The organism is Actinoplanes missouriensis 431 (assembly GCF_000284295.1).
GTDB classification, from domain to species: Bacteria; Actinomycetota; Actinomycetes; order Mycobacteriales; family Micromonosporaceae; genus Actinoplanes; species Actinoplanes missouriensis.
The window spans coordinates 3686098-3702442 of sequence record NC_017093.1 but is presented as its reverse complement, the minus strand read 5'-3'; the positions used below and the strand labels follow the sequence as shown (position 1 = coordinate 3702442).

General features: G+C 72.5%; 16 protein-coding genes and 1 pseudogene. 7 read left to right on the top strand and 10 right to left on the bottom strand.

Annotated features, from left to right (window positions below; genetic code table 11):
* Positions 1–43: 43 nt before the first annotated feature.
* The 3 genes and pseudogenes from AMIS_RS44970 to AMIS_RS17370 form a co-directional block, all read right to left on the bottom strand.
* Positions 44–232: pseudogene (locus AMIS_RS44970) on the bottom strand (hypothetical protein); the annotation flags it as partial.
* Between the two features lie 43 nt (positions 233–275).
* Positions 276–932, bottom strand: coding sequence for a Bax inhibitor-1/YccA family protein (locus tag AMIS_RS17375; protein WP_014443650.1), 657 nt, complete (start codon positions 930–932; stop codon positions 276–278).
* A 53-nt stretch (positions 933–985) separates the two neighbouring features.
* Entirely contained in the window at positions 986–1627 is a 642-nt protein-coding gene (locus AMIS_RS17370; protein WP_014443649.1) for a ThuA domain-containing protein, read from the bottom strand.
* 136 nt (positions 1628–1763) lie between these two features.
* Between AMIS_RS17370 and AMIS_RS17365 the strand changes: the two genes are divergently transcribed.
* The gene (locus tag AMIS_RS17365) at positions 1764–2495 is read left to right on the top strand and encodes an AfsR/SARP family transcriptional regulator (protein WP_014443648.1); all 732 of its coding nucleotides are present in this window, start codon (positions 1764–1766) and stop codon (positions 2493–2495) included.
* On the opposite strand, the gene AMIS_RS17360 is transcribed toward AMIS_RS17365, so the two are convergent.
* From AMIS_RS17360 to AMIS_RS17340, 5 genes are all read right to left on the bottom strand, one after another.
* Complete coding sequence (locus AMIS_RS17360) at positions 2492–3022, bottom strand: GNAT family N-acetyltransferase (protein ID WP_014443647.1); 531 nt, start codon at positions 3020–3022, stop codon at positions 2492–2494. The genes AMIS_RS17365 and AMIS_RS17360 overlap by 4 nt on opposite strands.
* A gap of 16 nt (positions 3023–3038) precedes the next feature.
* Positions 3039–3761: a hypothetical protein gene (locus AMIS_RS17355; RefSeq protein ID WP_014443646.1), complete on the bottom strand. Its 723-nt coding sequence runs from the start codon at positions 3759–3761 to the stop codon at positions 3039–3041.
* A gap of 628 nt (positions 3762–4389) precedes the next feature.
* Positions 4390–5754: a DUF6493 family protein gene (locus tag AMIS_RS17350; RefSeq protein ID WP_014443644.1), complete on the bottom strand. Its 1365-nt coding sequence runs from the start codon at positions 5752–5754 to the stop codon at positions 4390–4392.
* Between the two features lie 10 nt (positions 5755–5764).
* On the bottom strand, positions 5765–6982 hold the full coding sequence (locus AMIS_RS17345) for an RNA polymerase sigma factor (protein ID WP_014443643.1): 1218 nt from the start codon (positions 6980–6982) through the stop codon (positions 5765–5767).
* The gene (locus AMIS_RS17340; protein WP_014443642.1) at positions 6970–7341 is read right to left on the bottom strand and encodes a YciI family protein; all 372 of its coding nucleotides are present in this window, start codon (positions 7339–7341) and stop codon (positions 6970–6972) included. Before AMIS_RS17340 ends, AMIS_RS17345 begins: the two co-directional genes overlap by 13 nt.
* 116 nt (positions 7342–7457) lie before the next feature.
* On the opposite strand from AMIS_RS17340, the gene AMIS_RS17335 reads away from it, so the two are divergent.
* The 3 genes from AMIS_RS17335 (at position 7458) to AMIS_RS17325 (ending at position 10391) form a co-directional block, all read left to right on the top strand.
* Positions 7458–7880: a nuclear transport factor 2 family protein gene (locus AMIS_RS17335; RefSeq protein ID WP_014443641.1), complete on the top strand. Its 423-nt coding sequence runs from the start codon at positions 7458–7460 to the stop codon at positions 7878–7880.
* Positions 7881–8316: 436 nt separating this feature from the next.
* Positions 8317–9720: a lipase family protein gene (locus AMIS_RS17330; RefSeq protein ID WP_014443640.1), complete on the top strand. Its 1404-nt coding sequence runs from the start codon at positions 8317–8319 to the stop codon at positions 9718–9720.
* Between the two features lie 83 nt (positions 9721–9803).
* Positions 9804–10391, top strand: a complete 588-nt coding sequence (locus tag AMIS_RS17325; RefSeq protein WP_014443639.1) for a TetR/AcrR family transcriptional regulator — start codon at positions 9804–9806, stop codon at positions 10389–10391.
* A gap of 27 nt (positions 10392–10418) precedes the next feature.
* On the opposite strand, the gene AMIS_RS17320 is transcribed toward AMIS_RS17325, so the two are convergent.
* Positions 10419–10598, bottom strand: a complete 180-nt coding sequence (locus AMIS_RS17320; RefSeq protein WP_014443638.1) for an antitoxin — start codon at positions 10596–10598, stop codon at positions 10419–10421.
* 167 nt (positions 10599–10765) lie between these two features.
* On the opposite strand from AMIS_RS17320, the gene AMIS_RS17315 reads away from it, so the two are divergent.
* Genes AMIS_RS17315 through AMIS_RS17305 form a run of 3 tightly spaced genes read left to right on the top strand, consistent with a single transcriptional unit; the run spans position 10766 to position 13231 of the window.
* Complete coding sequence (locus tag AMIS_RS17315) at positions 10766–11431, top strand: DUF4097 family beta strand repeat-containing protein (protein WP_014443637.1); 666 nt, start codon at positions 10766–10768, stop codon at positions 11429–11431.
* A gap of 37 nt (positions 11432–11468) precedes the next feature.
* Positions 11469–12443 carry a daunorubicin resistance protein DrrA family ABC transporter ATP-binding protein gene (locus tag AMIS_RS17310; RefSeq protein WP_014443636.1) on the top strand — a complete coding sequence of 325 codons (975 nt, stop codon included), beginning with the start codon at positions 11469–11471 and terminating at the stop codon, positions 12441–12443.
* A complete protein-coding gene (locus tag AMIS_RS17305) occupies positions 12440–13231 on the top strand; it encodes an ABC transporter permease (protein WP_014443635.1) in 792 nt (263 codons plus the stop codon). Before AMIS_RS17310 ends, AMIS_RS17305 begins: the two co-directional genes overlap by 4 nt.
* On the opposite strand, the gene AMIS_RS17300 is transcribed toward AMIS_RS17305, so the two are convergent.
* Positions 13176–16319, bottom strand: coding sequence for an ATP-binding protein (locus tag AMIS_RS17300; protein WP_014443634.1), 3144 nt, complete (start codon positions 16317–16319; stop codon positions 13176–13178). The genes AMIS_RS17305 and AMIS_RS17300 overlap by 56 nt on opposite strands.
* Positions 16320–16345 lie beyond the last annotated feature (26 nt).

The window sequence follows — 16345 nt, the reverse complement described above, 5'->3', positions numbered from 1 at the left end:
ACGGTGGAGGACCTCGACGAACACGATGCGGTCGTCCACCACATCAGCGACGACAGTCGTAGGCCGGTTCTCGGTCGCCCTCATATGGCCGCATGCGAGGCACCATGACGCACCTTTGCCCGAGCCTTCGCCCGACGAGCGGGCCGACGGGCGAACCGACGAGCGGACCGACGGGCGGACCGACGGGCGGACCGACGAGCGGACCGACGAGCGCGCCGACGGGCGGACCGACGAGCGCGCCGACGGGCGGACCGACGGGCGGGCCGACGGCAGGGTCACCGGCTGCCGCGGAAGATGCGCAGGAAGAAGAGGAACACGTTGAGGATGTCGAGGAAGATCGAGGCCGCCAGCAGCGGCGCCACGTCGACGTCCGAGGAGCGCCGCAGCCGCTGAAAATCGATCATGATGAAGCCCGCGAAGATCACCAGCCCGAGCACCGAGTAGACCAGCGACCCGTACGGGATGTTCACGAAGATCAGCACGATGCCGAAGACGAGCAGCGCCACCAGCGCCCAGAAACAGATCCGGGCCAGCGCGCTCAGGTCGCGGCGGGTGGCGTACCCGGCGGCGCCGAACGCGGCCACGAACAGCGCCGTCGCCGAACCGGCCTGCCAGAGCGCCTGCGGGTCGGTGCTCGCGTAGTAGACGAGCGTCGGCGCGATCGCCACGCCCATCAGCAGCCCGAACGCGGCGAGCAGCGCGACAGTCGTCTGCCGTGACCGGCGCACGGTGAACTGCATCGCGATCAGGGCGGCAAACGAGGCGAGGTAGGCGAGGAACGCGGCGCCGGTGGGCAGATTCCGGCCCAGGTACGCCCCGAGCGCGAACAACCCGGTCGTCCCGGCGACGTAGGCCATCGTCTGTGCGAACAGGATGTGCCCGTGATCCCGGGTGGCGAGCCGGGCCGGGCGGTACGCGTAGGTCTCGTCCACGCCACCACTCTGATCACCGGTGATCCGCCGCGCACCCTCCGCAGAGGATGAGACTAACCGGCCGCCCAGAGCAGGCCTCGTTCGATCATCGTGCGCGTCTGCGGGACTCGGAGATCGTCCGGACCGTGCCCGAGCGTGCACACGAAGACCCGTCCGGCCCCGAACCGCCGGGTCCACGCCACCGGCATCACCGCCCCGGCCGTCTCCGGCGCGCCGTGATCGCCGGTGAACGTGGTGGTGGCGAGCACCTCCAGGGTCGGGTCGACGTGGCAGAAGTACTGCTCGGTGTGCACCCGGAAGCTCTCCAGACCGGCCGTGACCGGATGCTCACCGGCGATGTCCACCGTGTAGTCCACGAAACCGCCGGGATGGCCGACGAACCGGCCGCCCACCATGAACTGGTAGTGCTCCGACTCGTACCCGGTCGCGATGATCCCACCGTGCCAGCCGGCGAAGCCGGCGCCGGACCGGATGTGCCGGACCAGACCGTTCGCCTGCTCGGGGGTGAAACGGGCGCCGGTCCAGCACTGGACGATCAGCCCGGCGCCGGCGAGCGCGGCCGGATCGGTGTAGACGTCGAGGCTCTCCGCGACCCGCACGGTGAACCCGTTGCCGGTGAGGAAGTCGCGGAACAGCTCGGTGCACGCGACCGGCTCGTGCCCCTCCCAGCCACCGCGGAGGATAAGCGCCCTCATCGGGACGCTCCCGCGGCGAGCAGCCGCGGGTAATCAGTGAGTGTGTCGCCCGCCAGGTCCATGGCCACCCCCGCCGCTATGCTGCTCGCTGAGTTCATGTGTGCCGAGGGTATGTGCTCGCTGGAGGATTTCGCCGATGCTGCGTTTCGAGATCCTCGGGCCGATCCGTGCGTTCCGCGACGGTGAGCCGGTCGACCTCGGCCCGATCAAGCAGCAGGCGGTCCTCGCGATCCTGCTGCTGAACGCCGGCGCCCCGGTCGCGATGCCGGAGATCGTCCGCGCGCTGTGGGGCGGCGACCCGCCGGAGAACGGCGTCGACGTGGTGCAGCGGTTCATCGGCGGCCTGCGCCGGGCCCTCGATCCGGCGCGGACGTCGCTGATCGCGATGGAGGGCGGCGGCTACGTGATCCGCCCGGGTGAGAACGCGGTCGACGCCGAGGTCTTCCGTGCGGCGCTGGCCGAGGTGCGGCAGGCGCAGGGAACCGGGGACGTGGCCGCGACGAGCGAGCGGACGAGGCAGGCGCTGGCCCTGTGGCGCGACGAGCCCCTGGCCGGGCTGACCGGCCCGGTCTTCGCCGCAGCCCGAGCCAGGCTGGCCGAGGACCACGCCCGCCTGACCGCCGAGCCCGTCCACCCGACCACGCCCACCCACCCGACCACGCCCACCCACCCGACCACGCCCACCCACCCGACCACCGAACCCGCCCGACCCGCCGCCGAGCCCGCCGCGGTTCCCGCGCAGCCGGCCCGGGCGACGGCGGCTTCCGGTCGCGCGGCGTCGCCGCTTGCGGATCCGGACTATCCCGAAGCCGTCGACCCGTGGGCCGGGCACGAGCTCTTCCCGCCCGGCCCGATGACGATCCTCTAGCTCAGCTCCCCCTCCAGCAGCCCCATCACGAACTTGTCGCCCCACTGGCCGCCGCTGCGGAACGTGTGCCGCAGACGCCCCTCCTCGACGAAGCCGACCTTGCGGTAGATGTGCCGGGCCGACTCGTTCTCCGCGGCCACGGTCAGCTGGATCCGGTGCAGGCGCATCTTGTCGAACCCGAACCGGCACGCCGTCCGTACCGCGTCCGTGCCGTAGCCCTTCCCCCAGTAATTCTTCTCGCCGAGATAGACGTCCAGCTCGGCACCGCCCAGCTCCGGCTCGGCACCGTGCAGCCGGACCATGCCGATCAGGTTCCCCTCGTCTAGCGTCTCGACGCCGAAGAGCACGTCGCCGAAGTCGTTGCGCGGCCGGTCCTCGGTCATCCACCGCTGCACGCTGGCGAGCGACTGCGGATAGCCCTCGTCCATCCAGCGCATGACGTCCGGATCGTGGTTCCACCGCCACAGCGCTTCCGCGTCCTCCGGGCCCATCGCCCGCAACATCACCAGTTCACCCGATACGTTCATGATCGACCACCGTAGGTCATCGCAGCACCGCTCGCAGCCGTCGCGCTTCCTTCCCCAGCCGGGTGCTCCCGGATCGCCCGGCCACCTCGGCCAGCCCGGGAATGTCGGCTTTGCCGGACATCGCCCCCGCGATCTGCGTGGTCAGCTCCAGCAGGTCGGGCAGCCCGCGCGGCGCCGTCGCCGACGCCAGCAGTCTTGGCAGCGCCGCGACGAGCACCTGCCACACCGCGCGCGTCGCCCCGGCCCGATGCGCGTCGGCCAGCGCGGGAACGACCCGGCTCAGCTTCACCGTGCCGTCCGCGCACAGATCCCCGATCTCCGCGCCGACGCCCGCCATGAACCCCGCGCCACCGCCCCGGCCCGTCTCCTCGCCCGCCGCCGGGACCGTCCCATCCGTCGCGGCCAGGACCGTCTCATCCAGGACCGTTTCATCCGTCGCGGCCAGGATCAGGAACGCGTCCACCGCCGCCAGCCGATCCCCCTCGTGCCGGGCGCCCAGCACGTAGGCCACCGCCAGTGTCATGGCCGGCCCGAGCGGCCCCGAACACTCGGCGAGCAGCGGCAGCACCGCGCCACCGCCGCGCCCGTCCATGTCGGCCAGTGCGGCGAGCACCGGCAGCACCCAGGCAGCCGTGACCTCGCGATGCTGCGGCAGCACCATCGTGGTGATGTCGGCGGGCGCCGAGAAGTCACCGAGGTAGTAGACCGGCACATCGGTGCGCGCCAGGTTGACCAGCACGTCCTCCAGCAGGCAGCCGTCATCCCACCCCGCGCCTGGTCCAGCTGGGCGACGGTGCGGCGGCGCAGCGGAGGCGTTCCCCCGTACGCATATCGCCCGTCCCTGCCGGTCTGCTCCCGCCGCGTGCTGACCGGGTCGGGCAGGCCGCCGTCCTTGAGCCAGGCCGCGAACCGGCGACCCGCCACCGAGGTCAGCTCCGCGGCCTGGCGAACCACATCCGGATCGGTGTCGCGCGGGAGCCGCAGCAGCGCCTGCTCGAAGTCGACAGGCCACGGCTCCCACCCCCCGGCCTGCGCCCGGGTCAGGCGCTCCAGCAGCACGGCAGCGTCGAGGCTCCCGTTGACCCGGGTCGGCGTGGCCATCAGCTCGGTGACCGGCCGCTCCGAGAACCGCTGAGCGATCTCCTGGATCCGCAGGTCGAGGACACCGCCGGGACCGCCCCGCAGCGACTTGCGCTCCCCACTGCCGAACAGCCACGCGTCCCGCAGCACTCCCCCACGCGGCCCCTCGCCGTCGCCCGCAGTCCCCCCGCCGGCACGGTCGTCGCCGGACGGACTCGCCACCACGGCCCGGATCGCATCGCCGAGCAGCCCGGTCCGCAGCGCCTCCCCGTGCCAGCCGTGCTCGCTCAGCTCATAGGAGTACCGCTCCAGGACCGCCCGCAGCGCCTCCCCGCGGGCACCGCCACCAGCCCGGCGAGGACCCGCTCCCAGCCGACCGCGGTCTCCTCCTCGATCAGCGCGACGACCTCCGCCGCCAGCTCGGCCCCGTCAACGATCGGCGGCGGCATCACCGCGACCGGCGCGGGAGGTGCGAGCAGTCCCGGCGGCGCGGCGGCGGCCGGCGCGGCGCTCACCCCGAACATCGTCGCCGCCCGGCCCGCCAGATCCCCACCGAGGCCGGTAGCCGACTCCGCCAGCCGGGCGATCGTCCCCGCGTCGACGCCCTTACGCCGGCGACCGATCAGGGTCAGCGCCCGCTCCTGCACATCGAGCGTGGGATGCCCGAACGCCACCGCGACCGTCTCCAGGATCTCCCCGCAGCGGCCGGGCTCCCGGCGAGCCACCTTCTCCAGCCAGGTGAGCTGTGCCTCCACCAGGTTCTTCTCGGGCCGCACCAGCACCGCCGCGCTCACCTCGAGCAGCGTCTCCACCTCCAGCCGCCCGGCCTCGTCGACCGCACGGAGGGCACGCTGGGCCAGCCCGGCGATCACCGGCGGCGCCTCGGCCAGCAGCCGGGCATAGCTCCCGGTGTTCGCGGCCAGCTCGCCGTCGCTCAGCCCGAGCGCCTCGTGCAGCGCGACGAACGGCCGCAACCAGGCCGGACGGTCACCACGGACGAGACGGTCCACCGTGGCCGCAACGATCTGCGCCCGGTCGACCCGGCCGTCGACCGTCAGCCGCACGACCGCGTCCGGAAACGCGCTGGTCAACGCCCCGCCCAGGCTGTCGATCTCGAACACCGCCGGAAGCAGCCGATCGGTGTACGGGCTTGACCGGAACCGATCGGCGGAGTCGCCCACCTGCTCGAGCCAGCCACGGACGAACCCCTCCGACCGCGGGGCCAGCCCCGGCGAGCCGCCGAGCAGCGCGGCGACGAACTCCCACTGCCCCGCCCACACCTCCTTGGCCGGCAGTTTCCCCGCGAGCCGCGCACCGAGCTCCGGCAGCCAGGTGAGCCCGCGCGCCTCGGCGACGGCCAGGAACCGCGGCACCGCGATGTCACCCCAGATGTCGCGCATCCGCTGCCTGCCGAGCACCTCCGCCGCCCGCGCCGGTGACGGCATGCAGCCGATCACGGCGAGCGCGTAGCCCGGCGCCGCCGACAACCCGCCGTCCCACCAGTCGTCGGTGCGGATCCGCTTGATGCCCGCCTCGACATCGCCCGCCGAGGCCAGTCGCTCGGCCTCGCTCATCGCGACGAGGCGACCGGCGATCGTCGCGTGCGCCTGCCGCCGAGCCAACTCGTCGAGTTCCGTCCAGGTGAGAGCCATGCCGGAGAACCTAAAGCCCGGGTACGACAATCCGCGCCGCCCGCGCCTCGAGATAGCGCTGTTCCGGACGGCTCAGGGTGAGCCGCGCCGCCGTCCGGTACTGCTCCCGTGCCTCAGCCGCCGCACCGGCCATCTCCAGCAGGTGCGCCCGCACCGCGGCGGTCCGGTGGTGCGGGCCCAGCACCGGATCACCGGCCAGCTCGTCCAGGGCGGCGAGCCCCGCGGCCGGGCCGTCGACCATGGACAGTGCGACGATCCGGTTCAGCGTCACCATCGGGGTGGGTGCGAGCGCGTGCAATACCCCGTACAGGAGAAGGATCTGGGGCCAATCGGTGGCCTCGGGCCGCCTCGCCTCGTCGTGCACCGCCGCGATCGCGGCCTGCAGTTGAAAGGGTCCGATCAAAGACCGTGCGAGGGTACGGGTGAGAATCGCCACGCCCTCGTTGATCAGCGCCGTGTCCCAGCGTCCGCGGTCCTGCTCGGCGAGCGGGATCAGCGCGCCGTCCGGACCCGTCCGTGCGGGCCGTCGCGCGTCGGTGAGCAGCATCAAGGCCAGCAGACCGGCCACCTCGCCGTCCTCCGGAAGCCACCGGTGCAACTGGCGGGTCAGCCGGATCGCCTCGCGGGTCAGCTCCACCCGGTGCAGCCGCTCGCCGGAACTCGCGGTGTAGCCCTCGTTGAAGATCAGATAGAGCACGTGGCGGACCGCGCCGAGACGGTCGCCGAACTCGTCCGGCGCGGGCATCGCGAACCGCGCGCCGGTGTCCCGGATACGCTTCTTGGCACGGCTGACCCGCTGGCCCACCGTGGACTCCGGCAGCAGCAGCGCGCGGGCGATCTCGGCGGTGGTGAGCCCGCCGGCCGCCCGCAGAGTGAGCGTGATCTGCGCCGGAACGGAAAGCGCGGGATGGCAGCAGAGCAGCAGCACCGCGAGCTCGTCGTCACCGCGGACCTCCGGCGCCGGCTCGAGCCACACCGCCTCCTCGCGCCGCCGCCGCGCCGTCTCGGTACGCAGCGACTCGACCCGGCGGCGGCCCGCCACGGTGATCAGCCAGTTCCGCGGCTGCGCCGGGACGCCCTCCACCGGCCACTGCCGCGCGGCCGCCAGCAGCGCCTCCTGAACCGCGTCCTCGCACGCGTCGAAGTCGCCGTAGCGGCGCACCACCGCGGCCAGGACCTGCGGGGTCAACTCACGCAGCAGGTCCGGCAGCCCGGTCAGAACTCCCATCCGCTCATGTCCAGAACCGGCCGCACCTCGACCCGCGTGTAGGCGGCGTCCGGCGTCTTCGCGGCCCAGGCCACCGCCTCGCCGAGATCCGCGACGTCGATCAGGTAGAACCCGGCCAGATGCTCCTTGACCTCGGCGAACGGCCCGTCCGAGGTGATCGTCTCACCGTCCCGGACGGAGACCTGGGTCGCCAGCGCCGGATCGCCGAGGCCCTCGCTCGCCACCAGCACGCCGGTCTCGCGCATCTCCTCGGTGAGCCGCAGGTGGCCGAGGCCGAAGTCGGTGCGCTGCTGCTCGGTCAGCGTCTCCCAGACCGCCAGGGACTGTGGGTTGGACTGGATCAGGATCAGGTATTTCATGCGGTGCCCTCTCGCTCTTCACTGGATGTCTTCACTGGATGTCTTCACTGGATGTCTTCACTGGGATGTCTTCGCTCGGATGTCGAAACCGGCGGGGCTGGTTTCGACGTCCCGTCATGAACGAGATCCGGGAAGTCATCGAACGCAAAGCCGCCCTGCTGTCGACGGGCGACGCGGAAGCCGTCCTGTCGCACTATGCCGACACGATCGTCGAATACAACCTCGCCCCGCCGCTGCGGCAGCCCGGCGACGCCCGCGATCCGGCGGCGCTGAAGGCGTGGATCGCGACGTTCCGGGAGCCGCCGCGCCGGGAGGTGACCCAGCTGGAGATCACCGTGGACGGGGATGTGGCGTTCGCGACCAGCATCGACTGCCTGTCGGCGACTCCCCTGGGTGCGGAGCAGGGGTTCACGATGTGGTTCCGGGTGACGCTGGGGTTGCGGCGGGTCGGGGGGCGCTGGGTAGTGGTGCATGAGCACGAGTCGGTGCCGTTCGAGATGGACGGGTCGTTTCAGGCGGCGGTCGGCTTGCAGCCGTGACGGCACCCTCGCCGCCGCCGTGACGGCGGGCGCGGTCGCGGCCGGCGGGGGTTGTGGATCGTGGAAGTCGAGGGTGGGCTGGCGCTCAGTGCGGACAAAACGGGCGCTCAGCAGCACTGTTAACCAGCCGGGCGAGGCGGGCTGGTTAACAGTGCTGTCCGCAGCGGTTCGCGCCAGCACTCACCACCAGCCGGTCCGGCCGGTCGCCAGCGCTCCCCGCACAACACTCACCACCAGCCGGTCCGGCCGGTCGCCAATGCTCCCCGCACTGCACTGAGCGCCGGCCGGACCAGCCGGCGCTCAGTGCAGTTGAGCATCCGCCAACGAGCCGATCGCGACCGCCGGCCGCCGGAGTGAGAAATGAAAGCCCTGGAATGTCTCGGTACGCCTGGTTACCGTCCGGTAACTGCGTCGCCGAGCCACCCCGGAGGCCGCAATGCCCGCACGTTCCCGCATCCTCGCCGCGCTGGTCAGCGCCACAACCGCCGCCGCACTAGCCCCTCTCCCCGCCGCATCCGCCCACGCCGCGCCGCACAGCGCCGCGCTCACCGCCAACGCCATCAACGCCGCCAACGCCGCCAACGCCGCCAACGGCGACCCTGTCGTCTCGCGCGGCGTCACGATTCCCGCCTTCTACACCCCGCCCACCACGCTCCCGGCAGCCAACGGCGCGCTGGTCCGCACCGAACCGCTCCCCCTGGCGCTGTCCCTGCCCGGCATCACCGGCACACTGCCCGGCCGCGCCACCCGGATCATGTACAAGTCCACCGACTCCACCGGCGGCCCGGTAGCCGTCACCGGCGCCTACCTCGAACCGGCCGCCGCCTGGAAGGGCCCCGGCGCCCGGCCGCTGGTCGTCCTCGCGCCCGGCACGATGGGTCAGGGCGACCAGTGCTCCACCTCGCTCGCCCTGCAGCGCGGCCTGATCCTCGGGCTGGAGAAGGATCAGTTCACGGTCTCGATCGGCTACGAGATCCTCGCCATGTACCGCCTTCTCGCCAAGGGCATCGCCGTCGTGCAGACCGACTACCCCGGGCTGGGTACGACCGACCGGCTGCACACGTACGTGAACCGGGTCGACTCCGGCCACGCCGTGCTGGACGCCGCCCGGGCCGCCACCGCGCTGCCCGGCACCTCGATCACCGCGAAGTCCGCGGTCGGCTTCTACGGGTACAGCCAGGGTGGCGGCGCCGTCGCGTCGGCGGCCGAGCTGCTCGCCTCGTACGCGCCGGAGATCCCGCTGAAGGCGACCTACGCGGGCGCCCCGCCGGCCGACCTGGCCGAGGTCACCGAGGCGATCGACGGCAGTGAGCTGATGGGCGCGCTGGGCTGGTCGGTCAACGGGTTCGTCCAGTCCCAGCCGGCCCTGCGGGACCTGCTCGACGCCTATCTCAACGACGCCGGCCGGGCCGCTCTCAAGAACCTTTCCACCATGTGCGTCGGGGATGCGATCTTCGGGTACGCCGGCAAGCGCACCACCGGATGGACGACGACCGGTCAGCCCGTCTCCCAGATCATCGATGCCGAGCCGGAGTTGCGGGGGTACCTGGAGGCGCAGCGGATCGGCGAGCGCAAACCGGCGGGTGTGGTGCGCGTGGCGACGGGCGTCAACGACAACCTGGTGCCGCACGGCCAGGCCCGCACCATGGCAGCCGACTGGTGCGGCCGCGGCGGCAAGGTCGTCTACGCCCCGGTCAGCCTGCCGAGGACCGTCAGCCCGCTGATCAACCACTTCGGGCCGCTGCTCACCGACCAGGGTCCGGCGATCGACTGGCTGGGGCTGCGGCTGGCGGGCCTGCCGGCCCCGTCGACCTGCGCGATCCTGCCCCTGCAGCCGTAACCCGGCCCGCTTCGGCAGCCGGCCCCGTCCGCCGGCTGCCGAAGCGGAAGGGCGTCGTGATCGCATCCGAGTAGCCTCTCGGCATGCCCAAGATCGTGAACCACGACCAGCGGCGCGCCGAGATCGTCGAGGCGTACCTGACGGTGGTCGCCCGCGACGGGCTGCCCGCGGCCACCAGCCGCGCCATCGCGGCCGAGCTCGGCGTCGGTGTCGGCACGCTCTGGCACTACTTCGACGGCTTCGACGCGGTCGCGGCCGGCGCCTATCAGCGCATCGTCGACCGTACGAACGGCCGGATCGCGTCCGCCACCGCCGGTCGGCGCGGGCTGGACGCGCTCTACGCGATGTTCCGGGAGATCCTGCCGCTGCAGAAGGAGACCTTCGACGAGGCCTACGTGGTCGTCGGCTTCTGGGGGCGGCTCGCCGCCAACGACCGGATCGCGGCCACCTGGCTCGACGTCGGCGTCCACTGGGGCGAGCTGATGCGCCGGCACCTGGGCGAGGCGGTCGACGACGGTACGCTGCGCCCGGAGACCCCGATCGATCAGGTGATCGGGGTGCTGCAGGCCATCGCCGCGGGTCAGCAGGTGCACGCCGTGATGGGCAAGGCCCTCGCGGACCCCGCCCATCGACTCGACATGGTCACCTACTGCCTGCGGCCCTGGCAGTGATGAAAGCTCACTGGCGGTAGGAGAACCTCACTGCTGGGTGTCGCCGGCTCCGGTGCGCTGCTGTGCCGCGTCCACACCCTTGTCGACCTGCCCTGAGTACTTCTGGCCGGTACGCTCGTCGACCTGGTCACCGGCCTTCTCGATGCCCTGGTCGACCTGCTTGTCGTGGTCGTCCGCGAAATCCTTCGCCTTGTCCATGAAACCCATGACATCGGTGTGCCCGCCGCGCGCCGCCCCAAACGGCTGTCAGCCGGACGGGACCCGGTGACATCCGTTGACACCGGCTGAGCGGTCGTGTCAGCGCGCTGTCAGAGCCGCATCAGCGCTCCCCGTCACAGTTCTCCTCACCAAGCGGCTCACTGAGGAGACATCACATGCACACGTTCGACACCACCGCCCCGATCGCCGCCGTCCTCGACATCCCGGCCGGGCACATCCGGTTCGTCGCCGCCGACCGCGTCGGCACCACCGTGGAGATCGCCCCGGCGGATCCCGGCAAGAGCCGCGACGTCAAGGCCGCCGAGGAGACCACCATCCGGTACGACGACGGCGTCCTGCGCGTCGAGAACACCGCCGCCCGTGACCGGATCCTCGGCGGCGCCGGATACATCGAGCTCATCGTCCAGCTGCCGGCCGGCTCGCGGCTCACGGTGAAGGCGGCGGACGCCCGGTTCGAGACCGAGGGACGGCTCGCCGACGTCACCGTCGAGGCCGCGCAGGCCACGGTCGGCATCGCCGAGGCGGGCAGCGCCCGCGTCACGGTCGCCGCCGGTGATGTCACGGTCGGCCGGCTCACCGGGTCGGCGGAGATCAGCGCCAGCAAGGGCGACATCCGGATCACCGAGGCGACCGGCGGCACGGTCGTGCTGTCCACCCAGGCCGGAGCGATCACGGTCGGCGCCGCCCGGGGCGTCTCCGCCGCGCTCGACGCCGGCACCTCCTACGGCCGGATCACCAACAGCCTCCGCAACGACGGCACCACCGAACTCGCCATCAAGGCCACCACCGCGTACGGCGACATCGTCGCCCGCAGCCTCTGACACTCCTCCGCAGCCTCTGCCATAACGGGAGCGACTCATGACGAACCTGGCCATCGCAGCGAGCGAGCTGCGCAAGTCATACGGGGACAAGGTCGTGCTGGACGGCATCGATCTGGCCGTACCGGAAGGAACGATCTTTTCTCTTCTCGGCCCGAACGGGGCCGGCAAGACCACCGCCGTGAAGATCCTCTCCACGCTGATCTCGCCCGACGGCGGTGAGATCAGCGTGGGCGGGCACGACCTGTCCACCGGCGGGCAGGCGGTCCGCGCCGCGATCGGGGTGACCGGGCAGTTCTCCGCCGTCGACGGTCTGATCACCGGCGAGGAGAACATGCTGCTCATGGCGGACCTGCACCATCTCTCCAAGCAGGAGGGCCGGCGCATCGCCGCCGAACTGCTGGCGCGTTTCGACCTGGCCGACGCGGCGGGCAAGCCGGCGTCCACCTACTCCGGGGGCATGAAACGGCGTCTCGACATCGCGATGACGCTGGTCGGGAGCCCGCGCATCATCTTCCTGGACGAGCCGACCACCGGCCTGGACCCGCGCAGCCGGCACAACATGTGGCAGATCATCCGGCAGCTGGTCACGGACGGCGTCACGGTCTTCCTGACCACCCAGTACCTGGAGGAGGCCGACGAGCTCGCCGACCGGATCGCCGTGCTCAACCACGGCAAGATCGTCGCGGAGGGCACCGCCGAGCAGCTGAAACGGCTCGTTCCCGGCGGTCACGTGCAGCTGCGGTTCACCGACCCGGAAGGCTATCGCCACGCCGGCGCGGCACTGCCCGACGCGCACCGGGACGACGAGGCGCTGGCGCTGCAGGTCGCCAGCGACGGCAGCCAGCGTCAGCTGCGGGCCGTCCTGGACCGGCTGGACGCGGCCGGCATCGAGGCCGACGAGCTGACCGTGCACACCCCCGACCTCGACGACGTGTTCTTCGCCCTGACCAGCAAGCCCGCCGGCCAGTCCGCCGGCCAGCCCGCCGACCAGTCCGTGGAGGTTGTCCGATGAGTACCCTCACCCTCGCCGTCCGCGACTCGTCCATCATGCTGCGCCGCAATCTCCTGCACGCGCGGCGATATCCCTCGCTGACATTGAACCTGCTGCTCACGCCGATCATGTTGCTGCTGCTGTTCGTCTACATCTTCGGCGACACGTTCAGCGTGGGCATCACCGGCGGCGCGCCGGACCGGACCGCGTACCTGGCCTATCTGGTGCCCGGGCTGCTGCTGATGACCGTCGGCAGCACCGTGGTCGGCACCGCGGTCTCGGTCGCCATGGACATGACCGAGGGCATCATCGCCCGGTTCCGCACGATGCCGATCCACCGGCCGTCGGTGCTGGTCGGGCACGTCGCCGGCAGCGTCCTGCAGTCGGTGGCGAGCGTGGTCCTGGTCGGCGCGGTCGCGGTGGCGATCGGCTTCCGATCGGTCGACGCCACGGCCCTGGAGTGGCTCGCCGCGTTCGGGCTGCTGGCGATCTTCTCGCTGGCGCTCACCTGGATCGCCGTGGGCATGGGCCTGGTCAGCCCGAACGCCGAGGCGGCCAGCAACAACGCGCTGCCGCTGATCCTGCTGCCGCTGCTGTCCAGCGCGTTCGTCCCGGTCGACTCGATGCCCGGCTGGTTCCAGCCGATCGCCGAGTACCAGCCGTTCACCCCGGCCATCGAGACGCTGCGCGGCCTGCTGCTCGGCACCGGGATCGGCGCCAACGGCTGGCTCGCGGTCGGCTGGTGCCTGGTCCTCACCGTCCTGGGCTACTTCTGGTCGGCGTCGGTGTTCCGCCGCGACCCTCGATGAAATGCCCGACCAGCAGGTCCAGCGCCTCGGGCCGGGGAACCCGGGCGCCCTGCTGATAGGCACGCCGGTACTCCGGGAGACCGAGGGCCTCGACGAGGCCCTCGGTCAGTGCCGTGAGGACCGGCTCACCGTGGTCGAACGCGCCCCGGATCGCCTCGCTCCAGCCCAGCGCGATGGCCGCGTCGACCGGCCGGCCCTCCAGCGCCAGCAGCTCGCCGAGCTGCTCGGCGGCCCAGGCCAGGCCGTTGCTCTGGTTGCGGGTGACGCTCGGCCGCACCCCGTGCGGCAGCAACTCCCGGGCCTCGGTGGCGGCGCCGGCCGCCAGCCGGTTCATCAGCCGGGTCCCGGCGATCAGATCCCGGGCCATCTGTTCCGGGTACGGCAGCCGGTGCACCCGGGTCTCCAGCAGGTCCAGGGTCCGTTCCGCGGCGTCCAGGTCACCGGCCCGCCGCTGCCAGCCGGCCACGCTGAACAGGATCGCCGCCGACCGCCGCCGCTGCCCGAGTTTCTCCGCCCGGTCCTGCATGGCCCGCAGGTCACGCCACGCGCCGTCCAGGTCGCCGGCCCGCATCCGCTCGCGTGCCAGCCGGTTCCTGGTCCAGTAGAGGTAGTCCTCGGTGCCGAGCTCGGCGCTGGTCGCGACCGCGCGTTCGAACGCGGCGATCGAGGTGGGGTAATCGCCGCGCAGCGACGGCACCCGGCCGATCGCGAGCAGGCTCATGACCAGGCCCCAGCGGTCGCCGGCCTCCTCGAAACCGCGCAGCGCCTCCTCCCGGGCCGCCGCGCCACGATCGAGGACGCCCTGCTCGACGAGCATGAAGTTGTGCGCCCAGTTCGCGCTGGCCCGTACCCACGGGTCGGGCGCGGTGAGCGCCTGCCGGAACCGGTCCTCGCCGAGGTCGGCGGCGTCCGGCGCGAACGCCTGATGGGAGATCCAGAGCAGCCGGGCCGGGTGGACCTCCTGCGCGCGGAACGCGGACCGCACCAGCTCGACGGCCCGGTGCGCCTCCGCCGGCGCCGCGTCGCCCAGCTCGGAGAGCGCGCCCAGGAACGTCTCCAGCTGCCCGTTCAGCCCCCGGTTCGCCCAGTACCAGAACAGGGCCTTCACGAACCGGTACGTCCGCGCGGCGTCCCGGGCTTCCAGCGCCGTGCGCAGCGCCGCCGTGATGTTGTCCAGTTCCGCGTCGAAAACCGCGAAGGCCTTCAATTGCGCACGGGTACGCAGGAGCGGCTCCTGCTCCTCCGCCAGCGCCAAAAAGTAGTCCGCGAACCGGGTCGTCACGTCGTCGCCGGACTCCACCAGCCGCTCCGCCCCGTACGCCCGGACCGTCTCCAGCATCCGATAGCGCCCGCCCACCTGCTGCACCAGGGACTTCTCCACCAGCGAGTCCACCACGTAGAGCACGTCCCGGACCGGCAGCCGCGCGTCGGTGCAGACCGCCTCCAGCGCGGTGAGGCTCGCCCCGCCGGGGAACACCGACAGCCGCCGGGCCAGGACCCGTTCCGGCTCGTCGAGCAGGTCCCAGCTCCACTCGACCATCGCGAGCAGGGTCCGCTGGCGCGGCATCGCGGCCCGGCTGCCCGAGGTCAGCAGCCGGAACCGGTCGTCGAGGCGCCGCACCACCTGCTCGACGTCCATCGAGCGCAGCTTCACCGCGGCCAGCTCCAGGGCGAGCGGCATCCCGTCCAGCCGCCAGCAGATCTCCACCACGGCGTCGACGGTGGTCTCGCCCAGCGCGAAGCCCGGCCGGACACCGGCGGCCCGGTCGACGAAGAGCCGCACGGCCGCCGCCTCGGCCGCGGTGACGAGGTCCGGCTCCCCGGCCGGCAGCGACAGCGGCCCGAGGTGGCACAGCGCCTCCCCGGTGATCGCGAGCGGCTCCCGGCTGGTGGCCAGGATCCGCAGTTGCGCCAGCCGGCCGAGCAGCCCGTCGGCGAGCTGCGCGGCGGCCTCCACCAGGTGCTCGCAGTTGTCCAGCATGAGCAGGGCGTCGCCGACGTCGAGCAGCTCGGCGAGCCGGTCGATCGCCTCGGCCGGCTGCCCGCTGTCGTAGAGCCGGCCGTGCGCGGAGCCGACCACGCCGAGGACGGCGTCGGCGAGCTGGTCCGGGTCGCTGAGCGCGGCCAGCGGCACGAACCACACCCGGCCCTCCCGGTACGCCGGGTCCCGCCGGGCCGCCTCCAGCGACAGCCGGGACTTGCCGGCACCGCCCGGCCCGACGATGGTGACCAGCCGGGCGGCGCTCAACAGCCGGGCGATCCGGCTCAGCTCGTCCTCGCGGCCGACGAAGCTCGTCACGTCCGCGGGCAGCCGGCTCGGCGTCACCTCGACGGCCGGCGCGGCGGGCCGTTCCAGCTCGCCGCGGAGCAGTGAGAGATGGACCTCGCGCAGGTCGGCTGACGGGTCGACGCCGAGCTCGTCACCGAGCCGGGCGCGGATCTCCTCGTAGACGGCGAGCGCGTCGGACTGCCGCCCGGCGGCCGACAGCGCCCGCATCCGCAGCATGGCGAGCCGCTCGCTGAGCGGGCGCTCGCCGGCGGCCGCGGCGAGGTCGGCCAGCACCCCGGCGTGCCGGCCGAGCCGCAGCTCCGCGTCGCAGCGGTCCTCCACGGCGGCGGCGTGCAGCTCGTCCAGCCGGGTCGCGGCGTTGCGGGCGAACGGCGCGTCCAGGATGTCGGCGAGCGGGGTGCCCCGCCACAGGGCCTCGGCGGCGCTCAGCGCGGACGCGGCCTCCGCGGCGCGTCCGGCCGCGAGCTCGCGGCGGCCGGTGGCGGCCAGCTCCTCGAACCGGTGCGCGTCGACGTCCTCCGGGCGCGCCCGCAGCCGGTACCCGCCGGCCGTGAAGTCGACCGAGCCGCTCCCGCCGAGCACCCGGCGCAGCCGGGAGACCAGGCCCTGCAGCGCCGCGACCGCCCCGGACGGCGGCTGCTCGCCCCACAGGTCGTCGACCAGGGTGTCGGCGTGCACCGGCCGGCCCGCGTCCAGGGCGAGCCTGGCCAGCAGCATCCGCAGCCGGGCACCCGGGATGCCGACCGGCTCCCCGTCGTCCGACGACACCGCGACCGGACCCAGCAACACAACCCGCACCGCAGCATGATCGCAAAGCCGGCCAC